This is a genomic window from Enterococcus mundtii (assembly GCF_003957375.1).
Classification (GTDB): Bacteria; Bacillota; Bacilli; order Lactobacillales; family Enterococcaceae; genus Enterococcus_B; species Enterococcus_B spodopteracolus.
This window is the reverse complement of sequence record NZ_CP025473.1, coordinates 2,215,622-2,240,976: the sequence shown is the minus strand read 5'-3', so window position 1 is coordinate 2,240,976 and position 25,355 is coordinate 2,215,622. Positions and strand designations below refer to the sequence as shown.

24 protein-coding genes, 2 pseudogenes, 1 riboswitch and 1 other annotated feature (1 of these 28 cut by a window edge) are annotated in these 25,355 nt (G+C 36.5%); of the genes and pseudogenes, 20 read left to right on the top strand and 6 right to left on the bottom strand.

Annotated elements, in window-relative coordinates; translation table 11 throughout:
- Positions 1-265: 265 nt before the first annotated feature.
- A riboswitch (FMN riboswitch) is annotated at positions 266-399 on the top strand.
- Positions 400-508: 109 nt separating this feature from the next.
- The 8 genes and pseudogenes from ribD to CYK55_RS10900 all read left to right on the top strand — a co-directional run bounded on the left by ribD (position 509) and on the right by CYK55_RS10900 (position 8,973).
- Positions 509-1,582, top strand: coding sequence for a bifunctional diaminohydroxyphosphoribosylaminopyrimidine deaminase/5-amino-6-(5-phosphoribosylamino)uracil reductase RibD (ribD, locus tag CYK55_RS10935; RefSeq protein ID WP_034686885.1), 1,074 nt, complete (start codon positions 509-511; stop codon positions 1,580-1,582).
- On the top strand, positions 1,567-2,187 hold the full coding sequence (gene ribE, locus CYK55_RS10930; RefSeq protein ID WP_034686884.1) for a riboflavin synthase: 621 nt from the start codon (positions 1,567-1,569) through the stop codon (positions 2,185-2,187). Before ribD ends, ribE begins: the two co-directional genes overlap by 16 nt.
- Positions 2,184-3,357, top strand: a pseudogene (gene ribA, locus CYK55_RS10925) (GTP cyclohydrolase II). The gene ribE and the pseudogene ribA overlap by 4 nt, the downstream one beginning before the upstream one ends.
- 18 nt (positions 3,358-3,375) lie before the next feature.
- The gene (ribH, locus tag CYK55_RS10920) at positions 3,376-3,837 is read left to right on the top strand and encodes a 6,7-dimethyl-8-ribityllumazine synthase (protein WP_034686878.1); all 462 of its coding nucleotides are present in this window, start codon (positions 3,376-3,378) and stop codon (positions 3,835-3,837) included.
- A 603-nt stretch (positions 3,838-4,440) separates the two neighbouring features.
- A complete protein-coding gene (locus CYK55_RS10915) occupies positions 4,441-5,151 on the top strand; it encodes a glucosamine-6-phosphate deaminase (RefSeq protein ID WP_034686875.1) in 711 nt (236 codons plus the stop codon).
- A gap of 191 nt (positions 5,152-5,342) precedes the next feature.
- Entirely contained in the window at positions 5,343-6,134 is a 792-nt protein-coding gene (locus tag CYK55_RS10910) for a MurR/RpiR family transcriptional regulator (protein ID WP_010734608.1), read from the top strand.
- A 90-nt stretch (positions 6,135-6,224) separates the two neighbouring features.
- Complete coding sequence (gene malX, locus CYK55_RS10905; protein ID WP_126134320.1) at positions 6,225-7,793, top strand: maltose/glucose-specific PTS transporter subunit IIBC; 1,569 nt, start codon at positions 6,225-6,227, stop codon at positions 7,791-7,793.
- Between the two features lie 19 nt (positions 7,794-7,812).
- A complete protein-coding gene (locus CYK55_RS10900) occupies positions 7,813-8,973 on the top strand; it encodes a MalY/PatB family protein (RefSeq protein WP_126134319.1) in 1,161 nt (386 codons plus the stop codon).
- A gap of 155 nt (positions 8,974-9,128) precedes the next feature.
- On the opposite strand, the gene CYK55_RS10895 is transcribed toward CYK55_RS10900, so the two are convergent.
- The 3 genes from CYK55_RS10895 to CYK55_RS10885 are packed head-to-tail and all read right to left on the bottom strand — an operon-like array spanning position 9,129 to position 10,368.
- Positions 9,129-9,506 (bottom strand): hypothetical protein, encoded by a 378-nt coding sequence (locus CYK55_RS10895; RefSeq protein WP_126134318.1) that lies wholly within the window; start codon positions 9,504-9,506, stop codon positions 9,129-9,131.
- A 28-nt stretch (positions 9,507-9,534) separates the two neighbouring features.
- A complete protein-coding gene (locus CYK55_RS10890) occupies positions 9,535-9,999 on the bottom strand; it encodes a hypothetical protein (RefSeq protein WP_126134317.1) in 465 nt (154 codons plus the stop codon).
- A gap of 12 nt (positions 10,000-10,011) precedes the next feature.
- The gene (locus tag CYK55_RS10885) at positions 10,012-10,368 is read right to left on the bottom strand and encodes a hypothetical protein (protein WP_126134316.1); all 357 of its coding nucleotides are present in this window, start codon (positions 10,366-10,368) and stop codon (positions 10,012-10,014) included.
- A gap of 820 nt (positions 10,369-11,188) precedes the next feature.
- On the opposite strand from CYK55_RS10885, the gene CYK55_RS10880 reads away from it, so the two are divergent.
- From CYK55_RS10880 to CYK55_RS10855, 7 genes are all read left to right on the top strand, one after another.
- Entirely contained in the window at positions 11,189-11,803 is a 615-nt protein-coding gene (locus tag CYK55_RS10880; protein ID WP_023520262.1) for a hypothetical protein, read from the top strand.
- 65 nt (positions 11,804-11,868) lie between these two features.
- Entirely contained in the window at positions 11,869-12,411 is a 543-nt protein-coding gene (locus CYK55_RS10875; protein WP_034686858.1) for a hypothetical protein, read from the top strand.
- 158 nt (positions 12,412-12,569) lie between these two features.
- Complete coding sequence (locus tag CYK55_RS13880; RefSeq protein WP_241234776.1) at positions 12,570-13,001, top strand: LysM peptidoglycan-binding domain-containing protein; 432 nt, start codon at positions 12,570-12,572, stop codon at positions 12,999-13,001.
- Between the two features lie 74 nt (positions 13,002-13,075).
- Positions 13,076-13,252, top strand: coding sequence for a hypothetical protein (locus CYK55_RS13875; protein WP_241234775.1), 177 nt, complete (start codon positions 13,076-13,078; stop codon positions 13,250-13,252).
- Positions 13,253-13,262: 10 nt separating this feature from the next.
- The gene (locus CYK55_RS10865) at positions 13,263-13,646 is read left to right on the top strand and encodes a phage holin family protein (RefSeq protein WP_010734620.1); all 384 of its coding nucleotides are present in this window, start codon (positions 13,263-13,265) and stop codon (positions 13,644-13,646) included.
- 97 nt (positions 13,647-13,743) lie between these two features.
- A complete protein-coding gene (bacL2, locus tag CYK55_RS10860) occupies positions 13,744-14,412 on the top strand; it encodes a BacL2 family protein (protein ID WP_126134315.1) in 669 nt (222 codons plus the stop codon).
- 37 nt (positions 14,413-14,449) lie between these two features.
- Entirely contained in the window at positions 14,450-16,690 is a 2,241-nt protein-coding gene (locus tag CYK55_RS10855; protein ID WP_126134314.1) for a glycoside hydrolase domain-containing protein, read from the top strand.
- Between the two features lie 1,378 nt (positions 16,691-18,068).
- Here CYK55_RS10855 and CYK55_RS10850 read toward each other — a convergent pair.
- Positions 18,069-19,022: a glycosyltransferase family 2 protein gene (locus tag CYK55_RS10850; protein ID WP_034686848.1), complete on the bottom strand. Its 954-nt coding sequence runs from the start codon at positions 19,020-19,022 to the stop codon at positions 18,069-18,071.
- A 196-nt stretch (positions 19,023-19,218) separates the two neighbouring features.
- Between CYK55_RS10850 and CYK55_RS10845 the strand changes: the two genes are divergently transcribed.
- Entirely contained in the window at positions 19,219-19,683 is a 465-nt protein-coding gene (locus CYK55_RS10845; RefSeq protein WP_126134313.1) for a methylated-DNA--[protein]-cysteine S-methyltransferase, read from the top strand.
- Positions 19,684-19,766: 83 nt separating this feature from the next.
- On the opposite strand, the pseudogene CYK55_RS10840 reads toward CYK55_RS10845, so the two are convergent.
- Positions 19,767-20,810 (bottom strand): annotated as a pseudogene (locus tag CYK55_RS10840) (YeiH family protein).
- A gap of 121 nt (positions 20,811-20,931) precedes the next feature.
- The gene (locus tag CYK55_RS10835; protein WP_126134312.1) at positions 20,932-21,900 is read right to left on the bottom strand and encodes a TDT family transporter; all 969 of its coding nucleotides are present in this window, start codon (positions 21,898-21,900) and stop codon (positions 20,932-20,934) included.
- 290 nt (positions 21,901-22,190) lie between these two features.
- Here CYK55_RS10835 and CYK55_RS10830 point away from each other — a divergent pair, with 290 nt between their 5' ends.
- From CYK55_RS10830 to CYK55_RS10815, 4 genes are all read left to right on the top strand, one after another.
- Complete coding sequence (locus tag CYK55_RS10830) at positions 22,191-23,012, top strand: LysR family transcriptional regulator (protein ID WP_034686840.1); 822 nt, start codon at positions 22,191-22,193, stop codon at positions 23,010-23,012.
- 187 nt (positions 23,013-23,199) lie between these two features.
- Positions 23,200-24,387: an FtsW/RodA/SpoVE family cell cycle protein gene (locus CYK55_RS10825; RefSeq protein ID WP_010734630.1), complete on the top strand. Its 1,188-nt coding sequence runs from the start codon at positions 23,200-23,202 to the stop codon at positions 24,385-24,387.
- Between the two features lie 6 nt (positions 24,388-24,393).
- Positions 24,394-24,750, top strand: coding sequence for an arsenate reductase family protein (locus tag CYK55_RS10820; RefSeq protein WP_126134311.1), 357 nt, complete (start codon positions 24,394-24,396; stop codon positions 24,748-24,750).
- A 1-nt stretch (position 24,751) separates the two neighbouring features.
- Positions 24,752-25,090 carry a glycine cleavage system protein H gene (locus CYK55_RS10815; RefSeq protein ID WP_010734632.1) on the top strand — a complete coding sequence of 113 codons (339 nt, stop codon included), beginning with the start codon at positions 24,752-24,754 and terminating at the stop codon, positions 25,088-25,090.
- 67 nt (positions 25,091-25,157) lie between these two features.
- Positions 25,158-25,355: a binding site (T-box leader), on the top strand (it continues 52 nt past the right edge of the window).

The following is a 25,355-nucleotide window of genomic DNA, read 5'->3' as shown; positions in this document are numbered from 1 at the left end:
ATTTATTCCAATTGTTCACTTTGATTAATGAGACACGAAAATAAAACATTTTACTTGCTTTTTTCGAATTATTTAAAACGATCTTTAATCATAGGCCAAAAATTTTTTAATATTCTATTAGTTACCATTTCATAAGCATATAATCGTATTCTATTCATGCGATTCACACTAATTAAGTGGTTATGTTTAACCTACATTTTATTTTTATGTGTTTTTTTTAAGGTTGACACATGTAAGCTTTAAGAATATACTCTAAACGAATTGAATATTTCTTCGGGGCAGGGTGTAATTCCCGACCGACGGTGACGAGTTTACTCGAAGTCCGTGAACCACATTTTTGTGGTTGAGCTAGTGAAAATCTGGCACCGACAGTTAAAGTCTGGATGGGAGAAGAAAAATCGACTGAAGATCGGTTTTATTTGTATTAAAATCGATTATCTTTAGGTTTATTTAGTTATGCCCTGTGATTAAATTCGCAGGGCATTTTTTGTTGAAAGGGGGAATTGATATGCACCAGTCTTTCATGTTAGCTGCGATTGAAGAGGCAAGAAAAGGAAAGGGAAAGACCTTTACCAATCCATTAGTTGGAGCTGCGATTGTTAAAGAAGGAAAGCTACTCTCATTAGGTGCGCATTTACATTATGGCGAGGCTCACGCTGAAGTAAATGCTATTCAAAATTGTGGTTCCCCCGAAGAACTGTTTGATTCAACTTTATATGTTACTTTAGAACCTTGTAACCACCAAGGAAAACAGCCACCTTGTACGCAAGCCATTGTCCAGTCTGGTATCACAACGGTAGTCATAGGCCAACTTGATCCCAATCCTTTAGTAGCAGGAAAAGGCAGAAAATTTTTACAAAAGCATGGAATCAAAGTGATTGTAGGCGTAGAAGAAGAGAAATGTAGAGCATTGAATCCTTTTTATAACCACTTTTTTGAAATGGATCGTCCCTACATCACATTAAAACAAGCCGTTACACTAGATGGGAAAATCTCTATACAGAAAGATTCTAGGTACTCAATAACAGGCTCAGAGGCAATCTCAAGAGTTCGCAAAGAGCGAGGAGAATATCAAGGAATCGTGGTAGGGAGCGAAACCGTTCTAATTGATGATCCTCGTTTGTTACCTGATGTCGAAACTATCTTCCCACCAGTACGCATTGTTTTGGATCGTAGAGGACGGATCCTTAAAAGCCCTAAACTCGATCTTTTTCAAACGACCACAAGTCCGGTCTGGATATTTACGGAAAATCCTAAGCTAGAGGAACTATTTCCCCATGTAACTATTTTTTATACACCTAGGTTTTCTTTTGCATTCTTTATTGAGACCATGAGAAAGAAAGGTATTCAGTCGTTGTATATAGAAGGTGGAGCGAAAATCCATGATGTTTTTTTAGCAGAAAGTCTCTGGGATGAAGTCATCAGTTATATTGCACCCAAACTTTTTGGTGGAAAAAGTCCGATGTCTTTTCATAGTGAACGTTTAGTTTCTAAAGATCAACAATTAGAATTTTTAGAAATTGAACAGCTTGGAGAAGACATTCGAGTTAGGGGGAAACGAAAGCAATGTTCACAGGATTGATCATTGAACAAGGAACAGTCAAAGAAATTCGACGAAATCAACAAATGATCCAACTCACTTTTCAAACTTCCAATAGTGTCCTACGTGATTATAAAATTGGAGATAGTATGGCAGTCAATGGGGTATGTTTAACTGCTATTGAGACTTCAAGTACTTCTTTTAGAGCTGAAATAATGCCTGAAACCTTTAAACGGACCACTTTCTCCACCTTAAAAGTTGGAGATAGGGTAAATTTAGAACGAGCAGTTTCCATGAAGCAACGCTTTGAAGGCCATTTTGTTTCGGGACATATTGATACTGTTACAAGATTGATCAAAAAAATAGAGAATCAAAACACATTAGTTTTGACATTTGCTTACCCAACCAAATATGAAGGTGAAATCATTCCACAAGGATCAATTGCAATTAATGGAGTAAGTTTAACAGTTACGGATACTACAGCAGCAAGCTTTTCAGTTAGTCTGATTCCACATTCCAAATCTTTGACAAATCTGGGGAATTTAGGTGTAGGACATCTTGTGAATATAGAAACGGATATCATTGGAAAATATGTAAAGGCACAGAGAAAAAAATTTGAGAGGTACAAGGAGAAGGACTTACTATGAGTAATATTACTGAAGCAATCAAGACTTTGAAAAAGGGCGGTCTAATCATTGTAGCTGATGATGAAGATAGAGAAGCAGAAGGAGATTTAGTTGGTTTAGCCGAATACGTGACACCTGAGGCAGTTAATTTCATGATCAAATTTGGTCGAGGATTAATATGTGCGCCAATATCTAAGAAGATTGCGCAACACTTATCTTTAGAAGAAATGACAACTCATAATACTGATGCGTTTGGTACAGCTTTTACGATTAGTGTGGATCATAAACACACGAAGACTGGTATTTCAGCATTTGATCGAGCTACTTCCATTAAAGCATTGGCTGATCCTCGTTCGAAATCAAGTGATTTTCTTAGACCAGGACATATTTTTCCTTTAATTAGTGTAGATGGTGGAACGCTTATACGTCGAGGACACACCGAAGCTGCAATTGATTTGGCCAAATTAGCTAATAGTATAGAAGCCGCTTATATTTGTGAGATCCTGAAAGAGGACGGGACGATGGCAAGGATGAAAGATCTGACACGTTTATCTAAAGAATGGCAATTACTTGATCACTATTGATGAGTTGGTAAATTTTTTAGAAGAAAGCAGCCATATAACAGTAAATTTACCGACAGATTATGGTGATTTCAAATTGACTATTTATGAAGAGGGAGAAAAGCTGGAGCATTTATTGCTAACAAAAGGAGATATTCAAAATAGTCAGTCTCCTACATTAGTCCGTGTTCATTCAGAATGTTTAACTGGTGATGTCTTTGGTTCTCATCGTTGCGATTGTGGTGAACAGTTACATGAAGCAATGAGAATGATTGCAGAAGAGGGGACTGGAGCTATTCTTTATCTTCGTCAAGAAGGTCGTGGCATTGGATTGAGAAATAAGTTAAAAGCTTATCAATTGCAAGAACAAGGATTTGATACTTATGAAGCAAATATTGAATTGGGCTTTGCTCCGGATGAACGGGATTATCACTTTGCAACAGACATTTTAAAATCAATTGGTACAACTACTATTCGGTTACTTACAAACAATCCCGATAAAGTAACAGAGTTACAAAAAGCTGGAATTACGATTGTAGAAAGAGTACCAATTGAAACCTTCCCACAAAAGGAAAACCAAGCCTATTTAAAAACAAAAAAAGATAAGTTCAATCATTATTTATCATTATAAAAATAAAGGAGTGTAGACATGACGATTTATGAGGGGAATTATTCTACAAAGGATCTTCGAATAGGGATAGTAGTCGCGCGATTTAATGAATTTATCAATCAAAAATTGTTACAAGGAGCGTTGGACAATTTAAAAAGACATGGTGTTAAAGAAGAGCAAATTGATATTTATTGGGTACCGGGAGCTTTTGAAATTCCCTTTATTACCAAAAAACTCAGCGAAAAGGATAGTTATGATGGATTGATTACGTTGGGGACAGTTATCAGAGGTGCAACTACTCATTACGAATTGGTTTCCAATGAGGTAGCCAAAGGAGTCGCACATATTAACCTAGAGTCCAATATTCCAGTGATGTTCGGTGTATTAACCACAGAAACTATTGAGCAAGCAATTGAAAGAGCAGGTACGAAAGCAGGAAATAAAGGTAGTGAAGCTGCTCAAGGGTTAATTGAGATGATTTCTCTTTCACAACAAATTTAAGAATTATTATTTTTAAAAATATGATGATTTTACTGCGGGTATACTAACCTCCAGTTTACTGAATATATTAAAAGCAGTTCTTAATATCAAAAATATCTGTCAGGATAATTCTTGCCAGGTATTTTTGATAAGTAAAAAGGTTACGTAGGTAATAATGATTTCTGTCATAACATATATAAGATTTAAAAGTTCCGTAATGTTACAATATTTTACTCAACACATTTTTCATATTGCTAATATTTCATGATTTCCCTTGGAAGATATGTAATTTGGGTAACGTAATATCTCAGCATCGACGTCGAAAGTTTAAATGTAAGATTATTAAAATCATGATTTTTAAAAATATGTTTAAGTGATAGAAATTCCCACTTTTTCATGAAGCTAATGTGATAAAAAACCATTATAATAATATCAAATATTTTTAAATATGTAAAAAAATATTTGTTTTTTTATATGTATCTAAAATAAGTAAAAATTACCTTGAAAAAACGTTTGTTTTTTATATTAATGTTATATATTTTAGTTCATTTTTAAGAAAACGCTATCAAAAAAATTCTGACACTGTTACACTTTAACTAAATGAGTGAAAGGAAGTGGACAGCAATGGATTTAGTGATTGCAACAGATTATGAAACACTTAGTGAAGTAACAGCAGGGATCGTTTTAGAGAAGATGTTGAAGCATAGAAGAGTGAATTTATCTTTGACAACCGGAAATTCACCTAAGATGGCCTACGAGATTTTGGTTGATAAGCTTAGTAAATTACAGATGGATACATCGATGATCCATTATTATAATTTTGATGAAGTGGCGCTGAAGGATAAGCAGTATGGTTTGACTATGTCAGGACTAAAAAAAGCTCTTTATGATCCGATCGGAGTTGCTGCTGAGAATATTCACGAACTGACTATTGAGAATTATCATGAGGTTGACAAAAAAATTGCTCAAGCAGGTGGCTTGGATTTAGTTTTGATGGGACTTGGTGAGGATGGTCATTTCTGTGGGAATATGCCAGGGTACACCGATTTTAGCAAGGAAACCTATAGTATTCCAGTCATTCCTGGAGATCAGATGTACGAATCGTTGCAAGAACATCTGGGAGAAGAACCTGGGGATTACTTCGTGACATTTGGACCAAAGACGGTCATGGCAGCGAAACAGCTAGTATTGATCGTTAATGGCGAACATAAAGCAGAGATCATCAAACAAGTCATTAAAGGACCGGTAACGGAGGAAATTCCTGCATCCATTTTAATGACTCATCCCAATATCACAGTGATTTTAGATGAAGCAGCTGCAAAATTATTAAAATAAATAGTCATATCAATGGATTGTTTCAAAGAACAACACAGAATCCACGAAAATCATATTACCGATTTTTGTGGATTTTTTTGCATTTCTGAATTTATCCGTAGACTCGTTTTCCATCGTATTCTCCGGTAGAATAGATAAGAAAACAGACCATATCGTTCATTGGCGAAAAACTGCCAGAATAGGAGAAAGAGATGAATCAGTTTTATAAGAGAATCCAATATAAATTTTCTGAATTAAATCAAGTGGAAAAAAATATCTTAGATTATTGTTTGCATCAATCAAGAAAAGTTTCCTCCATGACAGCCGAAGAATTAGCGAGTGAAACATTTACCAGCCAATCGACTATTACTCGAATGGCAAAAAAGCTTGGCTTTAAAGGATTTCAAGAATTTAAGTTTGCCCTTAAAAGTTACCGGTCATTAGAAGAAACGAGTGGTTCTACTGATGTGTCGGATGAATTCAAACCATTGATCAATGAAATCCTTCGTCAGTTTACAGAGACGTTAGAAAAAATCGAGCCGAAACAAATCGATCGAGCAGTCAATATGATTAAAGAAGCACAACGTATTGAACTGTTTGCTGTAGGGCAAAGTATTCCGGTCGCTGTTTCCCTGAATCGAAAATTGCATTTTCTTGGTAAAAATGTGGGGCATTCAACCGATTGGGACGAATTGCTAGCAGTGAGTAAACAACTAGGAGAAGGAGATCTTGCTATTTTTATTAGTCATAGTGGGGAAACATTAGGAATGCTCGATTATGCTAAACGACTAAAGGAGCGAAATGTTCCTCTGCTGTCTTTTATTGGTCAACCGACAAGTTCTTTAGAAGAATTGTCGACGGTCGCATTTATTGCAGAAATGTTGACGATCTATCATCAGAATATTGATTTGAGTCCAAGAGTTTCAATGGATATCTTGTTAGATATTTTGATGATCCATTATGCGAAACAAGTCATTTCTCAGAATGGAGATTCTAATTTATGAATGCCCATTCTACATGGACAAGAAGTATTGCAACCGTCTTTGTTATCGCTTACATTTTAAGGGTAAGAAATAGAGTAAGGGGGAAAAGGGATGCAAAAAGGGAAGAAAGCAAGTTGGATGGAGATTTTTCAAGGGTTAGGCAAAACGTTCATGTTACCAGTCGCACTGTTAGCTTTCATGGGATTGTTCTTAGGGATTGGGAGTGCGTTCTCCGCTGAATCAGCAATTACTGCTTTTCCATTTTTAGGTGCTGCTTGGTTACAGGTGATGTTTCGCTTTATGTCGACGATTGGTGGCTTTGCTTTTAGCTATTTACCTGTGATGTTTGCCATGGCGATTCCTTTAGGCTTAGCACGTAAAGAAAAAGGCGTGGCTGCTTTTTCTGGGTTTGTTGGATATGTAGTGATGCAATTATCGATCAATTTTTATTTGCAAGAAACGAATCAATTGGCAGCAAGTGAACAATTACGTGAAGCTGGTCAAGAAATGGTTTTTGGTATCCAAACATTATCTATGGGTGTTCTGGGAGGGATCATTGTCGGGCTAATCGTTTATCAGCTCCATACGCGATTTTATCAATTCCAATTACCAGATAGTTTTGCCTTCTTTTCAGGGACACGTTTTGTACCCATCATTACTTCAGTAACTTTAGCAATTGTTGGCGTGTTGATTCCGATGGTTTGGCCACTTTTTGCCATGTTGATCACTGGGATCGGAAATTTGATCCAACGCTCTGGGGCATTTGGCCCGTTCTTATTCGGTTCTGGAGAACGACTCTTATTGCCATTTGGCTTACATCATATTTTAGTATCGATGATCCGGTTTACGGAAGCTGGAGGAAGTCAGGTCATCAATGGGCAAGAAGTCTTTGGCGCACTAAATATTTTTTATAATGAATTGCAACAAGGATTGGCGATTTCACCGAGCGCCACTGCTTTTCTTTCACAAGGAAAAATGCCGACATTCATGTTTGGCCTTCCCGCAGCGGCTTTAGCGATGTATCAAACCGCAAAGCCAGAGAATCGTGCAAAAATCAAAGGATTATTGATTTCAGGTGTGATTGCGACTTTTGTAACAGGGATCACAGAACCAATCGAATTTCTCTTCTTATTTGTCAGTCCTCTCTTATGGGGATTCCATGTGTTGATGACTGGTGCCGGATTTATGGTCATGAGTTTGTTGGGCGTAACAATCGGGAACACCGATGGCGGTATCTTAGATTTTATTATTTTCGGGGTCATGCAAGGGACTTATACTAAATGGTGGTTGGTTTTACTTGTGGGGGCTTGTTGGTTTGGTATCTATTACTTTACATTTAAAACGGTGATTTTACGCAAAAACTTAAAGACCCCTGGACGTGAAGAAATGACTGCTGAGACAGAATATACAGACGAAGAAGTAACATATAAAGGAAAAGGCACAGTTGATGCACGAGGAATCTTGGTTGCTTTAGGTGGTGCTGAAAATATCACTGCTTTAGATAATTGCATCACCCGTCTAAGGTTAGTGGTGAATGACGGATCGATCGTTGATGATGACCGACTGAAAAAGTTAGGTGCATTAGGCGTGGTTCATTTGGATGATACGAATGTACAAGTCATTATAGGAACAAAAGTGACGACTGTTAGAAATCAACTGGACGACATCTTGTCGTTCTGAAATCGGGAGAGTGTAGAAGATGTCTTTCAATGAACAAATCGATCGTAAAGGGACGTATTGTACGCAATGGGATTATATTGAAGACCGCTTCGGTAAAAATGATCTCTTGCCATTTACGATTTCTGATACAGATTTTAAAGTACCAACAGGCGTCGAAGCTGCGCTCCAAGAAAGGTTAAGACATCCCATTTTTGGCTATACTCGTTGGAATCACACAGATTTCAAATCAGCAGTCACTCACTGGTACAAAGAACGTTTTGGACACCAGATCGACGAGGACTGGTTGGTTTACAGTCCTTCCGTCATCTATAGCATCAAGCAACTGATTTGTTTATTAAGCGAATCGGGAGAAGGTGTGATTATCCAAACGCCTGCTTATGATGCCTTTTATAAACTGATTTCTGGGAATGGCCGCAAACTGGTAAGCAATGAATTGATTTATCAAGAAGGTGCCTATAAATTGGATTTTGAGGACTTGAGGCGCCAATTTGAGCAACCGGAGAATAAAATTTTGTTATTGTGTAGTCCCCACAATCCAACAGGTAGAGTGTGGACCAAAAAAGAATTAGTGAACATCATCGAGCTTGCCCAAAAAAACGAGGTGTTCATTATTTCGGATGAGATCCACATGGATATTCTCAGAAAGGGACAACACCATCAACCACTGACAGAATTGATTCAAAAAAATGTCGCAGTCGTCACCTCTGGAAGTAAAACCTTTAATTTTCCTGGGTTGATTTTTTCTTACGGATTGATCCCAGATCCATCTTTACGTCAACGATTTTTGCATCAGATGAAAGAAGCTGATGGACTCAGCTCAACGAGTATTTTTGGATTAGTTGCGACGATTTCAGCGTATGAAAAAGAAAGCAACTGGGTCAGTGAACTCAATCGGTACATTGATGATAATATTGCTTTTGTCACTGCGTACCTCAACCAACATCATCCAGAAATCCTCGTGACCAAAAGCGAAGCCACCTACTTGATGTGGCTCGATTGTGCCCGACTCCCATTCACTATGGAAGAACTTCAGCAACGAATGATCGAACGAGGCAAGGTTGCGATCATGTCAGGCGAAGTATATGGGAAAGCTAGTCACAATTTTTTGCGATTGAACGTGGGATGCCCACGTAAGAAATTGGAAGAAGGATTGCGGCGATTGACGGAGAGTTTGGGGTAAGAGAGAGAAAGTATTTATAAATAGATCACCTATCATTTTATTTAAAACAAGCGCCAAAGGACAACTACTTCTTGTATCTTGTCCTTTGGCGCTTATTATTTCAAGAACCTTTCTTATCAAATGATTTGATATAGATAGGAATCACCTATTTATTGTTAATTAGACTTAAAGTCTTCAGGAAGTTGATCGAACGTAACGGAAGAAACGTTTAAATAGTCTTTTTCAATCCCATTGTTCGTAAAAATCATCCCTAGTAATACGCCAGTTTTGTCATCAATATTTAGTTTAAAGTGATTAGCCTGATATCTGACTTGATTGGCGTCTGATAAGCTACCTTCTAAAACTACTGTATTTCGTCCAGCTATTTTTCCAGTATCTGTAAGTTCATAAATAGCTTCATCCTCTAATAAGTTAATTGCTAAATCGGAAGGTAATGCAACTATTTTTGCATTGCTATAATAATTTGCATCTGGTCTTGCCTTGTACAATTTTTCTCCATCCTCACCAATTTTTATACTATCGGCTAATGTCATAGAATGATTACTAGATGCTCCTTCTAATCTAACAAAGGAAGTATATGCCTAAGCTTTTATCGTTTGAATCAAAATTTTCCGTTTCAATATTGCCGTTGTCGTAAAAAAGAAAACTTCGATTATTTGTTGAATAAGTAGTATCGATTTTCGTGAGATGATTGTCAGGCAGATTAACAGCTGATAGATGAATTGATTCGATTAATTCTCCTGCTTTTTTAGTTGCTAAAAAATGAATCTCGATACTGTGATAATAATCAATAGCATTGATCATTCGATAGACTGCTTCTTGTTTTGTTGTGATTTCATCTTCTATTTGTACAGTTGGTATTTCAATTGTTGTTTGTTTTTCTTCTTCTGGAGAAGTCGTGATTACTCTACTCTCAGACTTAACTTGTACATCTGTTTGTTGATTAGCTAAGACAGCATAAGTAGAGCTTGCCAAGATTGTTGTCAACGTTAAACCAATAATAACTCCTCTTATTTGTTTTTCCATAGTTATCTCCTTTTACCATGTGATTTTGAATGCATCTGCATCCAGACCACCCTGAATATTCACATTATTAGGTTTCCCAACATTTGCAGCTAGGTTCCAATTAGTGGCACCCAAATCACCAATCCAATTCCATCCTACAGCAGCGTAGTATTGTTCAATAGTATTTCCTTCACCTATCCCTGGCGGTGAAGCAACATTATAAGCAGCTGTTGACTCGAATGCTGGATTAGCTAAATATGCGTAAAAATTCCCAACATTTGTTCTATTTGTAGGGTTAAAGCCATACGCATAAAATGCACCACTTTTGTCGTAACTAATCCTTGCGTCTCCAAAATAACCTGATGAGATCCACGTCCAATTCCCTGACATAATATGACTCAAACCCGGTTGCCCTGCAGCTGCATCGTTGTCCACTAATTGCTCACCATCAAAAACCTTGTACCCAGAAAAAATAGTACTGACAAAAAACAAAATAAAGAAAAGATTTTTTTCATGAGTGACTCCTTTACTTATTTATTTGTTCTCTTGAAGTATAAATCTAAGAAATAAAAAAACATATATTTTTTATTAATCATTATATTTGCATAATATTTAATGAATAATTTACTCTTCATCAACCTGTTTTTTTGTATAATTTAGCTCGGAAAATAAAATTTTATATTGTGTGAAAAAAATAAATATATTATATATAGCAAAAAAGATAAAAAAACATAAAATTAGGAGATTTAAGTGGATGATTTATTTAATAACTATAGAAATTTATTAATTTTATATTAAGAATAATGTGTATGTTTTTATACTATCTATTCTTAAATTAAATAATAATAAATTGAAATCTGTGAGATTCTAAATACGCTAAAAGCTTTTTTAATAGAATAGAGCATAAAGTTTAAAATAGATAATATTAGAAGGAGTATTCTACTTAAATAACGTAATAATCATTTTTAATTTTATATTAATACTTTCTAATTCATTTACATAAAAGTAGAATAAGTTAACAAAAATGAGCAGAAAATCTTTGAATGTTAAATAACTAATTATATATATTTATATTTATATAAATATATATAATTAAGAAGTCATAGTTTATTCGAATAATTTATTATATTGGTGAAGATATCTTCTAAAATCGAAAATATAAACACACTTGGTAATGAATTATAATTGAAGATCAAGGAGAGAATAAAAAATGAAGGAAGTATTGATGGGGTTTACAATGCTGTTTGGTTTGATAGTTAGTGGAATGCATACTGAGGTTGCAGATGCAGCAATTCGAGCAATTGATCCTGAAAGTATTGTTATTTCGAAAGAAGATAACCAAAAAGCAATACAACAACTTGAAGAACAGGGGATTGATGTAGATAATCTACCTTTTTCAAAAGACAAGTTGACGACACAAAAACCAAAACCTGGCACATATATCATCGAAGGAGAAGATAAAAATTCAACAGATAATTTAAGTACAGAAGAGTTGTTACCAAAGGCTAAACTATATAGTATTAATGCAACAGGGTTCTCAGTTCAAATTTATAATCCTAGTTCAGGTAGTACTTCGTCAGCTAGTGGGATAAGATGCAACGAATTAGCACCTTTATTTACAATAGAGGACAATGGCATTGCGGGTATCCATGCAATAATGTCTTATAATCAGTTTTATTTTCTAGGTGATTATGTGCAAGATTATGGAACTGGTGTATGGGATGGAGGATATTACTATAGATACTTCAACATTTCTGATACAAAGTGGCAATGGTATAGAAGGTTATGGCTGAGTGTTGCTGATAAGAATGATTTGCTAAACTAAAAATAGACTGTTTGGGAAGAAGCCTCTTTCTATTTTTTGAAATGAAGAGAGAGTGATCAAATAGAATGAAGAAACGAATAATATCCATCCTGCTATTTCTATTACTAATGGCTGGCTGTAGTAGCGAAACAAATACAAGACAATTTGAAATGAGTGACAGCGTTCCGGAAACAAAAGAAAGCACTCAATCACAGGAAATAGCTGATTCAGACGATTTAACATTCGAGGAATATAAAACAGCCTTTCCTGGTCCGGGAAAACTCGATGAAGCATATCAGAAATTAAAAATAAAAAGCGATATTTCCCACGACCAGTTACACGATCTCTTGATTAAGTATTCCTGGAAACTGGAGGGAGGGGGTATTTTGATCTTCAATGAATCAGGTGAAGTACAGCGAATCAATCTGTCTGGGCTGATAGAGTATGCTGGAATATATTCAGTTAATCAAGATAACTTCTATTTAGAACCAGATCCAGCAAGTGTGAACTATGCAAATGTGATCAAAGATCATAAGTACAGAATCGAAGCAGATAGATTGTTTTTATTCAGCGAGGAAGTGAAAGAACATCAAGTCATTATGTATCCTATGAAAAAAATAATTCCATAAACCAGTATTTTTTGTGCTCAATCTATTTATAAGTCATTAAATAAATAAGCGATTTAAAGCATCGGTATTCTGCCGATGCTTTTTTGTCACAATTTTCTTCATTTTACCGACATATTAAACGTATTTAAATACGCAAAAATTTTGAGAGGAGAATCAAAATGAAGTATGTTGTAAAATCTGGAGATTCGTTAAGTAGGATTGGTGAAAAATTTGGGGTATCAGTTAGTCAATTACAACAATGGAATGGAATCAAAAATCCTGACTTTATTTTAGTTGGGCAAGAGCTGATGATCATGAAAGAGTTGAATGATACACTTACGCGAAAGATTACTAGGAGCCAACTTGAAGCAATTGGATGGAGTAATTTTTCAGAGCAGATAATCAACGATTTAAATCAGTGCATCAACGTGTATCGTATCACTGAACTTAATCCTTTACAGCATTTTATTAGCCAGTGTAATCACGAGTCAGGTTGTGGGAAATGGCGCATAGAACTTGCTTCTGGAGAAGCTTATGAAGGGCGTAGTGACCTTGGAAATGTTTTTAGTGGGGATGGTAGAAAATTCAAAGGGGCAGGGTTTATCAACTAACTGGTCGTTATAATTATACACAGTTTTCTTTATCAATCGCAGATCCAGAAGTTGTCAATCAAGGAGTAACTTATGTGGCTGAAAGATATCCTTGGTCAAGTGCTGGCTATTGGTGGGAGGCCAATGGGATGAATAATTTCTGTTTATTATCACCTACTGTTGAACAAGTGACATTTAAAGTAAATGGTGGATACAATGGATTGGCTTCACGTAAATCCTATTACGAAAAATGTTGCGAAGTGATCAGTTAAGAGGGAGATAATGTTTAGTAAAATGGGGATTTTTATACATTTATTTGAAACAGAAGAAGAATTGATCCATATCTTCTTTTTGTTGATTTTATTAGATTTATTCACTGGTTGGCTAAAAGCGAAAGTACAAAGAACTTGGTATTCTAATCTGAGCTGGCAAGGCCTATGGAAGAAGCTTAGTCATTTTGTTTTATTGATTTTGACTGGCGTTGTCGATATCGTTTTAGCAAAAAATAATGTTCAACTTGAATTCACGTTAGTTCAAGTATTTACAACATTTTTAGTACTGACGGAAATCGGAAGTATTTTAGAGAATATGGCAGAAACAAATCTAACAAAATATTTTCGTCAGATCATCGAATCGATTGAACAGAAATTAAAAAAAGGCAGCTAATATCCAAAAAATAGAAAAATAAAGAATAGATTCTATGTCACAGATTTATTCAACTTATCGACATATCCTTTCAAAAGAATGAATGGAGTGGCTAATGATGAGTTTTTGGATAAGCATAACAGAAAGAGTGGATTTGTATGTAATAGAACAAAATGGAGAGTTACTGGAAGCAATACTCAGAGATTTTTTTCCATATTTAAAAAAAAGTGCTAAAAATGCCCAAATTTCAGCAGAGAAATTGGGCGTATACATACCTTTTGAAGATTTTTATAGTACCTATCTGTTAGCTACATGGAAAGCGATTGAAGATTATCGACTGGAAAGAAAGAAGAAAGAGTTGAAGTTTAAAAATTTGTTTCTCTATCGCTTAGCAATTGCTGAGAAAGATGTATGGCGTCTTTACAAAAAAAGTTCAAACAATAAGAATGACAAAAATGGGATTACTTATGATGCTGGGCGTTGGCAATCTTTAGATCCTGGATTTATAGAGAGTCAGTCATCGGTGGAATTTGATTCAACTATCGATTTAAAAGAGATGGTTTGTAATTATCAAAAGCAAGAACCACTTGATGGGTTCTTCTTTTCATTGCTAGTTGAAGGGCTTACTTGTTCTGAAGCAGCGAAAATCATGTTTTCAGAAAAGGACTACCATCCGTCAGTGCGTAAAAGAGTGGAGAGAATGAAGAAACGCTTAAAAAAATATTTGCTTCAAGAAAAATATTTCCTGAATACTGTCACAAATTCTAAAAAATCTCAACATATCTAAGTGATTCGAATCAAAATAATGTTGAGGAGTGAAAAGAATGGATAAGAAAGCAAAACAAACACGTGATCCTTGGGTGTTAGAGGTACAGCAATGGTTGAATGAGACATATGGAAATGTAGCAGGCTTTGGTTCAGTACCGGAAGATGGTTATACTGGATGGAATACGATTTATGGATTGATTCGAGCGGTACAACATGAACTAGGAATTACGACATTAGTTGATAACTTCGGTGCTACCACTTCTGCTTTATGGGATAAAGAAGTGACCCCCAATCTAATCAACACATATGAAAGTAATTTTGTAAAGTTGATTGATGGTGCATTTCGTTGTAAAGGAATGGGAACTGGAAAGTTTAATACCATTTACACAACGGACAATGACAATGCAATAAAGCAGTTAAAAATTGCCGCAGGATTTGAATCAGTCAATAGTACATTAGATTCCACATGGGCTAAAGCCTTGTTTGATATGAGCGCTTTTGTTTTAGTACCAAGTGGAGATGCGACGATTCGCTCGATGCAACAAGGATTGAATCGAGAGTACTGGCAATATACGGGGATTTTGCCTTGTGATGGCGTTTATCAGCGTCAAACCAATACAGCATTGATTTATGGTCTTCAAGCAGAAATTGGTATGGATACAAATACAGCAAATGGTAATTATGGTCCTGGGACTGAAGCGGGTACCCCAGTACTAAATCAAGGAGACATCGGTCCATTTGTTCGAATTTTGCAATACGGTCTTTATGTGAACGGTTATAACAAACAAGGTGATTTTTCAGGAAACTTTACGTCATATATTGCGGAGCAAATTCTTGCTTTCCGACAGTTTATGGTATTGCCACCGTATAATCAAACGTCGGATTTAACCGTGATGAAAGGTTTACTAACATCAAACGGGAACACGAATCGTTCAGCAGAGGCCTTTGACACCTCGACAATTTTGACTAAAGAAACAGCGGAAGGTTTGAAATCACAAGGTTTTTCGATTGTTGGACGCTACTTGACAGGTACGGTTGGAACAGGAGCCGACGAACGTGATAAAAGTTTATCCTTTGAAGAGATAGAAGCAATTACACAAGTTGGCTTAGCCATTTTTCCTATCTACCAAGATGGCGGTTGGTATGAATCTTATTTCACGCAAGATCAAGGCCTAAAAGATGGAAAACTGGCGATTGAAGCAGCATATAACTTAGGTTTTCCCTTAGGAACAACCATTTATTTTGCATGTGATGTGGATATTCAAGACGGAAATATCCCCGGAACCGTCTTACCTTATTTTGCGGGAGTATGGTCAATTCTTTCATCAGACCAGACATATAATGTTGGCGTTTATGGTACTAGAAATGTTTGCCAGAAAATCATTGATGCGAGTTATACAACTCAAGCTTTTGTATCTAATATGTCCTCAGGCTTTAGTGGTAATTTAGGATTTCCTATGCCTAAACAATGGGCATTTGATCAGTTTATTGAACTGACCACAGCGGGAGTAGGTATCGATAAAGTTGCTGTGTCAGGTAGAGATCGAGGTATTTCATCTTTTTCTGTATCTCCAGAAGCAATTGCGAAAAGAGAGTTATTGAAGCTGTATAAAAATTTCGGTGTAGCAGAAACAGCATTTGAATTTGAACAAGAAGTACGTATAGAGCCAGCACCAAATTACGTGGTCTATTTGAAACCTCATATGGAGTGGTCTATTTCAGGAGAAGAATATGGGATTTCTGTATTAGTGAAGGATAAAAAAGTGGATATGTCTCCTTATTACAATGAAATCACTGATTCGATCGTGGAATACAGTGAGTATCTTAAAGGAGACACAAAAAGTTTTGAAGATGTCATCAACGAACTTGGACCAAAAGTAGATAATGGAGCGATTGCAGTTGGATTAGCAACGAAAGAAGGGTTAATAGGTACACGTATCTTGATGACCTTTGAGAAAGAGTTGAAGCACGGAGACCATGAAATTACATCCAAATTTCAATTAGAGATTGAGATTTACTTACGTCCGCTTGTTGATTCCCCCTTGTCAGATCCAGTTTATCAGGACGTCGTAGAACAGTTGAAGAATGGGACGTTTGAGTGGGATACTAAGCTAATTGTTGGGGTATTGGTATCAACCACAGCCGTTGTACTGCTTTATGCGTACGGTTCAGCTATCATAGGTGCTATAGGAGCAATTATTGTTGGTATTACTGGTTTTATTTCAACCGTTGTTGCTGCACTAGCAGTAATTGGTATCACTTTAATGGGGATATATTCTCATTTTATTGGAGCATAACAATCAGGAAACAAGATAAATCAAAGTTGAAAAGCACTTTGGTTTATCTTGTTAAACTGTAGTCATTAAACCAATAAACAGTGACAAGGAACCAAAAATAAATATCAAGTAAACTGAGTAGATCATTTTGCTTTGCCAGGACAGGATTTTTTGTTTCTCTTCTAAATTAGTGAAAAAATAAGTAAAATGATTCTTTTTTTTAGTAATGATTAAATATCCTGCTAAAATTGTTTTTTTTAAATATCGCCATTTTTGTAAAGCTACAAGACAAAAAATTATACCTAGGATAATAAATAGTATGGAGAAAGGTATGTTATTCTCGGTTATAAAAAAAATTGACAAAATACAAGAAATTAATGAGAAAAGTATAAAACGATTACTTTTTCTAAGAATCGGAATATATTCATTTGCTTCAGCTGTACTGAAACTCAGAATATTACGTTTAATTACTGTCTTTTTGAACACTTCTATCTTAGTGTTTATGTAGCTTAAGAATACTAATGTAATTAACATAAGTAATAGAAAAAAATAACTGGTCATAACCAAGAAATTATGCATGCTGTTTCTCCTCTTTTATAAATATGTAAAGCTTCTTGAATAACTTTCTGCATAGTGCCTTACAGGGGAAATTTACTTAATCATTCTTACAAATCAAAAATTTTAGAACAAAGAATACAATTTACAATTATAATTGCTGAAAAAGCTCCTAGGTATGCGAGTACAAGCATGACTCTTTGCCTAGAAAGAATCTTTTGTTGCTCTTCTGGTTCTGTAAAAAAATAGATAGAATATAGTTTTTTCTGTAGGTTACTAGGTAACCTTGAGAGATTGTTCTTTTAAAGTATCGCCATTTGTCTAGAGATAAGTGTAAGCAGAGTACAGCAAATAAGGCGCCGCCTAAAGTTAAGTAATATTTGTTATTTATCAAAAATATGCCAGCTATGATACAAGAAGTTAAGCCAGTAAAAACAAATAGATTACTTCTTTTCGTAATCAAATAATACTCTTTTGTGTATTCAATATCTGGTAATAAATATTTATTCTCGAAGATTTGTTTACGATATTTTTCCATTTTCAAAACAAAAAAAGCCAATGAGAATAAAAATATATAGAGAAGAGAGAGAAAAAAGTAAGCAACTATTACTAAAAAATTATCCATGTAATAACTCCATTCTTACGGATTAGTCAAAAATCTAACATAAAAAATGCTATCAGCTATAATTAACAGATAGAAACATTATCATCTATAAGTATACGCAATGAATGGATAGATAAAACGCAATCAGTTAAAACAACTTTTTATAATGAGAGTTATTTTAACTGGCTATCATAAAGAAAAAGCTACCCTCTAATTTTAAAGGATAGCTTTATTCATTGATTATTTGTCTGTTTGTTCACCAATTTGGTGGGCTTTTTGTTTTTCAGTTTCCCGTACGATATAGACTGGGCGTTTTTTCGTTTCCAGGAAGATTTTCCCGATATATTTCCCAATGATGCCAAGACAAAGGAGTTGGATTCCGCCGATGAATAGGACGATTGAGACGAGTGAAGGCCAGCCGGATGTTGGATCACCAAATAATAACGCACGTAAAATAATAAATAAGATGGCGATTCCTGAACCGATACATGATAATGCGCCAACAAATGAGGCGATGTTCAATGGCGTGTCAGAAAAATTGACGATCCCATCGATTGAATAGTTGAATAATTTCCAAAATGACCAAGACGTTTCACCGGCAACGCGTTCACGATTTTCAAATGAGAGATACTCTGTTTTGAATCCTACCCAACTGAATAGTCCTTTTGAAAAGCGATTGTATTCCGCTAATTCTAAGACCGCATCCACCATTTGGCGAGTCATCATGCGATAATCTCTTGCACCGTCAACCATTTCAGTATCACTGATTTTATTGATCAATTGGTAAAATTTCTTCGCAAAGAAACTACGGATAGCTGGTTCACCTTCACGAGTAGAACGGCGTGTACCGATACAATCGATATCGGAGTTGATGACTTTATCAATCATCACTGGTAATAATTCAGGCGGATCTTGTAAATCGACGTCCATGACAGTGACAAGGTCTCCTGTAGAGGCTTGCAGGCCGGCATATAGTGCGGCTTCTTTTCCGAAATTTCGTGAAAAAGCGACAAAACGAACGGATTCATGTACATTCGCTAATTTTTTGATGGCAGCCAAGGTACCATCACTGGACCCATCATCGATAAAAAGATACTCGAACTCGTAATCGCCACGAAATTTTTCGACTTCATCAAAAAAAAGTGGGACAGTTTTTTCTTCATTAAAACAAGGGATGACAATTGATATTTTCATGTTTTCGTTCCTTTCAAGCATGTTTTTTTCATATAACCTATATATATAAAAGTATGCTTAAATAACAAAAATAAAAGATGTTATAAGCGCCTTATTCAGTGTACCATCTCTATGGCATTAAATAAACTTTTAGGTTGCTTTTTTTTCTTGAATCATAGATGATAAATAAAATAAGTGAGGAGGAAGGCGGACAAAAATGAAAATTGAAACACCAATCGGTCCTTTGTGGCTTGATGCCGATCAAAAAGGATTAACAGCTGTCTCTTTTGAACGGATTTTTGAAAATGAAGAAGCCAATGCTCAGATTTTATCCTTGGCAAAACAACAGCTGGAAGAGTATTTTTCAGGTGAAAGACACGTTTTCGATGTACCTTTATCTTTCCAAAGAGGAACAGCCTTTCAACAAAAGGTTTGGCGAGTGCTCACAAGAATCCCTTATGGACAAAGTCGCACATATAAACAAGTGGCACAGGCAATCGGGCAACCAAAGGCAGCTCGTGCGATTGGTCAAGCCAATCGTTTGAATCCTCTACCAATCGTTATTCCTTGTCACCGAGTGATTGGACAAAATGGACAATTGACTGGGTATATGGGGAAAGCTGAAAATGGGTTAGTGATCAAACGGCAACTATTAGTGCTTGAAAATATTTTAGCTCATTAGGCTGTACTACCAGATAACAGCATAAATAAGCACCAACACCTCGAAATAGAAATTCTTTCCGAGCTGTTGGTGCTTATTTTTACTTATAGTTTGATCAACCAAATAAAGAATAAAGCCATGATCGTTTGTAAAAGTCCCACAGTCAATCCATACGTCAAGAATCGCTTTCCTTCTTTCATGAACTTTGCAAAATCCAAACGTAAGCCAATTGCAGCTAATGCAGTGACCTCAAACCAACCACTAATAAAACTAGCGCTTTGATCAATCACATGGGGAATGGTGAAGAAGCTGTTGATTAAACACACGATCAAGAAGCCTAAAACGTACCAAGGAAGTGGCATTTTTCGTTTGTGGTTTTTTGGCGTATACGTAGACGAGACGGCCGGCTGTTTTTTTGTCATAAATTTTTCAAAGAGGAAGACCACGACCACAAGCATCATGATCCGCATGATTTTAAACAGCATCGCAAATTGCACGACAGAAGCATCTAATAGACTTGCTCCAGCAACAACTTGTCCAACGGATTGTAAAGTACCACCTATCAGCGCACTTTTTTCGATCAGTTGATCACCAAACAGTTAGAGACCTAAAAAGGGAAGTGTCAACATCATCACTGTTCCTAAAAGATTGACCAAGGTAATGACTTGGCCCTTTTCTTCTTCATCTGCATGGATCACTGGAGCAATCGAAGCAATGGCTGAAGAACCGCAAATGGCGTTGCCACCTGCCATCATCAAGGAAAATGTATCGCTGAACAATAGTTTTTTCCCGATAAAATAGGCACCAAGGATCGTGACAGTCATTTGAAGTAACACGAAAGTTACACCTTTGATACCAATCTGTGCAATCGTTTGGATCGTCACAGTTGCACCAAGCAAGAAAACGGAACATTCTAATAGTTTACTTTCGGCAAATTTGGTACCCACCGCCAGCTCAGGTTGCTTAAACAATGTGTTTCCTAAGACGATGCCAAGTAAAATCGCAATCGTTCCTGCACCGAGTTGTGGGACAAAGGGTCCCAGTAACCGACTAATGACTGCGACGGAAAAGGCGAGTAGTAGTCCGGGTAAAATTTTTCGGCCACCAAATTTTTTCAGCGTTTTTATATAAGTGAATAAAGCATTCATCTGATTCTTTCCTTTCATTTAAGAAAAAGTTTTTCTAAAATATAGTATCATTTATTTGTTTCTTCGTGAATACAAAAAAACTTCTGCCTTTTTACTAAATGAAAAAGACAGAAGGTGAAGTCTATTCTATCAATCCCTTTGAAAGGTGATGTTTATGTTGACTGTGTTCTTTAATCAAGTAGATGGCATAGTGTCCTAAGACGTAAGCAATCATGCCACAGGCAATCAAACACTCGATAACTTTCAATCCATCTAAGATCCCTGTAGCAAACCCTAATTGATGGAAATAAGCAGTGGCAGTAGAGATTGCTGTAGCAGAGATCACCAATGGGAAAGTAAAGGCTGCAAAGCTTGGATAAAAATCAAGCAATAACAGACGTGGTAACATGGCTAAAACGACAAAGTAAAGTACTTGCGAAACAAGGAACAACGTCATGACTAAGGCCAAATTTGGGTCTTCAAAGTTTTTTAAGTACCCTGTCAGGCATAAAGAACCAGGTGCTGCAAGAATCGCAATCAATGGTAAGGTTGGTTGCGCCATATTTTTGACAAAGAAAATTCGATGGATGATGATTGGTAGTAGTACGACATAACAAGCTAACGAAAGCCAGAAGAAGATCTTTCCAAGGATCGGAGAAAAGTTTCCAGCAGTTACTGTGATGACACCAAAACCAACATACACGATAAACCAGCTTGGAAAAATTGCTTCTATTGACAAGTCTGCTTTAACTACATGATGGTAATTAAAGTACAGAACCAAGATGATTTGGAAGATCACTGCGGCTAACCAAATCAATTTGACGATTGGCGTAATTGATTTGAAAGAAACAAAATACGTACAGATGACCATCAAAGACATCGTAAAGGTCGGCGAGACGGAAGCGACGATTGGATCATATAGATGTTGCTTCGTGTGTTCAAATAAAAGGATCAGTTTGCCGATGATCAACAGCATCAAAAGCATACCGATCGCGCCTACAAAATTCCCTACATGTGTCAAATGATAGTCTTTTAAAAGATTCCCTAAAGAAGTCAACCCAAGGATCAACCCACAAATCGGGATCGGAACAATCTTCAAGAAATGCTTCATACATTACTCTCCTTTTTCATTGATAATAAAGGACAGACTCGTTGCAACGATAAGTAGCCAACGATGAAAACTGCTTGTTACGAAGAATAGTAAAGTTTTTCAATGGGAAAAAACAAATCGCATGGATGCTTCTCCTTATCGTTGCAGTAAGCTGTCTGGAAGGCTGTGAGGTGTGTGTAACTGAAGGTCCACAACCTGTTCCTTACACTTTTCATTATAGAGTCTTTTTGATATATTTAAATCAAATAGTTATTATAGTTACTATAAAAAAAGATAATGGAAGTGGTTAGATGTTTAAATTATTAACAACCTTTCGTGTCGTTTATGAAACAAGAAATTTTTCGCGAACCGCTGAATTACTCTATTTGTCTCAACCTGCGGTGTCCAATCAAATCAAACAATTGGAGCGGGATCTTGGGGTGGAACTTTTCCAGCGTAATGGACGACAAGAGATGAAACCGACAAAACAAGCGGATTTGCTTTATGAACGAACATTGGTTTTATTGGAAGAATGGGAAACAACACAACAACAATTAGCGGATGAAAAAAATGAAGAAGAAGTGTGCCGGATCGTCGCTTCCCATACATTTGCTGTGTATTTATTGCCTCAATTGATGAAAGAGTTGATCGTGCGTTTTCCTAAAATCAAGTTTTCGATTGCTTTTGCGAATTCCCATGAGAGTTTGGAGCAAGTGGCAAAACATGAAGCTGATTTTGGTTTTATCGAAAAACCTTTAGAAACAACCGGCGTACAACGCTTTTCTTTACTTGAAGATGCGTTGGTTGTTGCAGGTGATCCTAAGAGTGAGCTATGGCTAGTCAGGGAATCTTCTTCAGGTGTGTTCCATTACACGCAACGTTATTTTGAAGAAAAGAATATCCAAGGGAAGAAAATGCTTGTAAAAAGTAATGAAGTCATTGTGGCGATGTTGATAGAAGGAATCGGACGATCCATATTATCCAAACGAGCAGTACCAAAAGGGATACACGTTGAACCTTTAGCTGAATCTCGTCAGTTCTATTTGATCCAACGGACCCATTTGACCTCTGAACGGTTATTAGAAGTAGGAAACGAGATCTTGGATTTCTACAAAAAGGAAAAGAAAAATTGAAAAATATCAGACGGAATCAATGGAACTTCTCCCTTGAATAAGCGTTTTTTTCGTTTTTATCTTAAGAAAGGATAAAGAGAAATGAATAAGATTAATTTTTCGCAAATCTCATTTGCTTTGGCTTTCATTTATAGAAGGAGACAGCTATAATATAGGGCAGTATGGTTTTTAGGAAAAGGGATGAAAAATGGAAAAAAAAATAAAAACTTCGAATGATAACCGCATTGATTACGGAGTCATTCTACCAGTATTTTTATTATGTTTGATTGGGATTTTATCCTTATACGTTGCATTGACACATGATCCAAACGGTCCTTCTGTGACAAGAGGTGTCGGGATGCAGATCATTTGGTACCTTGTGGGAGCAGTAGCGATTGCAATTGTCATGCGGATCAATTCAAAATGGATCTGGAAATTGACACCGTATCTCTATGGACTAGGATTGCTTGTCATGGGGTTGCTCTTACGATTTTACGACCAAAATCTGGCGGCAAGTACCGGTTCAAAAAACTGGTTCCGTTTTGGAAGTGTCACATTTCAACCAGCCGAGCTGATGAAGATCGCTTATATTTTGATGCTGGCGTTGATCGTAACGAAGCACAATACGCAAGTCAAAGTTCGCACAATCAAATCTGATTTTTGGCTGATTGCAAAGATGTTGATCATTTCGATTCCTGTGATTGCGTTAGTTATGGCGCAAAAAGACTTTGGGACGATGCTCGTCTTTCTGGCGATCTTTGGTGGCGTCTTTTTGATGTCAGGGATTTCTTGGAAAATCATTGGCCCGATCTTTGCTTTAGCATTTATTGTGGGGGCAGGAACGATTTTCCTTGTGACCACAGAATCAGGAAGAGAATTCCTATATACTGTTGGATTCAAATCTTACCAATTTGCCCGAATCGATTCTTGGCTGGATCCATTTCATGATACGTCGGGCTTTAGTTTCCAACCTGCCCAAGGGATTTTAGCAATCGGAACAGGTGGGATGTTCGGAAAAGGCTTTAACGTCAGCAACATTTACGTGCCAGTCCGAGAATCAGATATGATATTCACTGTCATCGGCGAGAATTTTGGATTTATTGGTGGCGCATTTGTCATTTTCTTGTATTTTGTATTGATTTATCGTATGATACGTGTCTGCTTCGATACGAACAATGAGTTTTATGCCTATATCGCAAGTGGATTGATCATGATGCTCTTATTCCATGTCTTTGAAAATATTGGCGCAAATATCGGTTTACTTCCATTAACGGGTATTCCATTGCCGTTTATCAGTCAAGGAGGTTCATCGATCTTAGGGAATATGATTGGGATCGGATTGATCTTATCTATGCGTTATCAAAACGAAGCACCGGTAAAAAATTCTAGGAGGTAACGCAAGTTGTTTACTTTTTATGAGTACCCAAAGTGTTCTACTTGTCGAAAAGCCAAGGCTTGGCTCGACAATCATCAAGTAACGTATCAAGCGGTCGACATGGTCAAAGATACGCCTACGTCAGAAACGATCGAATCATGGTTGAAGCATTCCGATGTGCCGCTTCGACGTGTCTTTAACACAAGCGGGATGAAGTACCGTGAACTTGGTCTAAAAGACCAAATCGATGAATTATCCCTCACAGAAGCAAGTCAGCTGTTATCTACGGACGGCATGTTGATCAAACGTCCATTGATCGTCAAAGACAATCAACTGGTCACAATCGGTTTTAATGAAAAAATATACGAAGGAGCATTTAATTAAAATGGCTGGGAAACACTTAAAGAAGAAAGATAACCTTTGGATTTTATTTAATGGAAAAGAATATTGTGTAGGTTTGACAAAAGAAGCGCAAGAAGATCTAGGTGAGATCACGTTTGCCAACTTACCAAAAATCGGTAAAGCGTATCAAGCAGGCGATGCACTAGTTGAAGTAGAAGCAGAAAAAGCAGTCACTGAATTTGCAAGTCCATTATCTGGAACAGTCTCATCTGTGAATGAAAAAATCAGTGAGAATATCGCTGTTTTGAACGATGAAGATGAAATGACTGCGTGGTTATTGAGTTTTAAAGATGTCGATGCAGCAGAATTCGACGCGCTTTAAGAAACACGATGTTCAAATAAACGTTTGACACCGATTCTTGTAACTGCTATAATCATAAACAATCATATTGAAAGCTTTGATAAGAAGAGTACATGTCACAGATGTTTCAAGAGAGCCCGGTTTGCTGTGAAAGGGTAACGGAAATGAGATGGAAGATGGTCTTAGAGCAGAGTGAGTGAGCGCAAGCAAACTGACTACGGGAGTGCCCGTTATAGCACAGCAGTATGCGACTAGCGTCAAGTACTGAACGAGGTTGTTATTGTGA

Excerpts from the sequence above, each read along its gene's own strand:
- ribD (WP_034686885.1), top strand. The coding sequence starts at position 509 with ATGCACCAGTCTTTCATGTTAGCTGCGATTGAAGAGGCAAGAAAAGGA.
- ribE (WP_034686884.1), top strand. The coding sequence starts at position 1,567 with ATGTTCACAGGATTGATCATTGAACAAGGAACAGTCAAAGAAATTCGA.
- ribH (WP_034686878.1), top strand. The coding sequence starts at position 3,376 with ATGACGATTTATGAGGGGAATTATTCTACAAAGGATCTTCGAATAGGG.
- CYK55_RS10915 (WP_034686875.1), top strand. The coding sequence starts at position 4,441 with ATGGATTTAGTGATTGCAACAGATTATGAAACACTTAGTGAAGTAACA.
- CYK55_RS10910 (WP_010734608.1), top strand. The coding sequence starts at position 5,343 with ATGAATCAGTTTTATAAGAGAATCCAATATAAATTTTCTGAATTAAAT.
- malX (WP_126134320.1), top strand. The coding sequence starts at position 6,225 with ATGCAAAAAGGGAAGAAAGCAAGTTGGATGGAGATTTTTCAAGGGTTA.
- CYK55_RS10900 (WP_126134319.1), top strand. The coding sequence starts at position 7,813 with ATGTCTTTCAATGAACAAATCGATCGTAAAGGGACGTATTGTACGCAA.
- CYK55_RS10895 (WP_126134318.1), bottom strand. The coding sequence starts at position 9,506 with ATGACATTAGCCGATAGTATAAAAATTGGTGAGGATGGAGAAAAATTG.
- CYK55_RS10890 (WP_126134317.1), bottom strand. The coding sequence starts at position 9,999 with ATGGAAAAACAAATAAGAGGAGTTATTATTGGTTTAACGTTGACAACA.
- CYK55_RS10885 (WP_126134316.1), bottom strand. The coding sequence starts at position 10,368 with ATGTCAGGGAATTGGACGTGGATCTCATCAGGTTATTTTGGAGACGCA.
- CYK55_RS10880 (WP_023520262.1), top strand. The coding sequence starts at position 11,189 with ATGAAGGAAGTATTGATGGGGTTTACAATGCTGTTTGGTTTGATAGTT.
- CYK55_RS10875 (WP_034686858.1), top strand. The coding sequence starts at position 11,869 with ATGAAGAAACGAATAATATCCATCCTGCTATTTCTATTACTAATGGCT.
- CYK55_RS13880 (WP_241234776.1), top strand. The coding sequence starts at position 12,570 with ATGAAGTATGTTGTAAAATCTGGAGATTCGTTAAGTAGGATTGGTGAA.
- CYK55_RS10865 (WP_010734620.1), top strand. The coding sequence starts at position 13,263 with ATGTTTAGTAAAATGGGGATTTTTATACATTTATTTGAAACAGAAGAA.
- bacL2 (WP_126134315.1), top strand. The coding sequence starts at position 13,744 with ATGAGTTTTTGGATAAGCATAACAGAAAGAGTGGATTTGTATGTAATA.
- CYK55_RS10855 (WP_126134314.1), top strand. The coding sequence starts at position 14,450 with ATGGATAAGAAAGCAAAACAAACACGTGATCCTTGGGTGTTAGAGGTA.
- CYK55_RS10850 (WP_034686848.1), bottom strand. The coding sequence starts at position 19,022 with ATGAAAATATCAATTGTCATCCCTTGTTTTAATGAAGAAAAAACTGTC.
- CYK55_RS10845 (WP_126134313.1), top strand. The coding sequence starts at position 19,219 with ATGAAAATTGAAACACCAATCGGTCCTTTGTGGCTTGATGCCGATCAA.
- CYK55_RS10835 (WP_126134312.1), bottom strand. The coding sequence starts at position 21,900 with ATGAAGCATTTCTTGAAGATTGTTCCGATCCCGATTTGTGGGTTGATC.
- CYK55_RS10830 (WP_034686840.1), top strand. The coding sequence starts at position 22,191 with ATGTTTAAATTATTAACAACCTTTCGTGTCGTTTATGAAACAAGAAAT.
- CYK55_RS10825 (WP_010734630.1), top strand. The coding sequence starts at position 23,200 with ATGGAAAAAAAAATAAAAACTTCGAATGATAACCGCATTGATTACGGA.
- CYK55_RS10815 (WP_010734632.1), top strand. The coding sequence starts at position 24,752 with ATGGCTGGGAAACACTTAAAGAAGAAAGATAACCTTTGGATTTTATTT.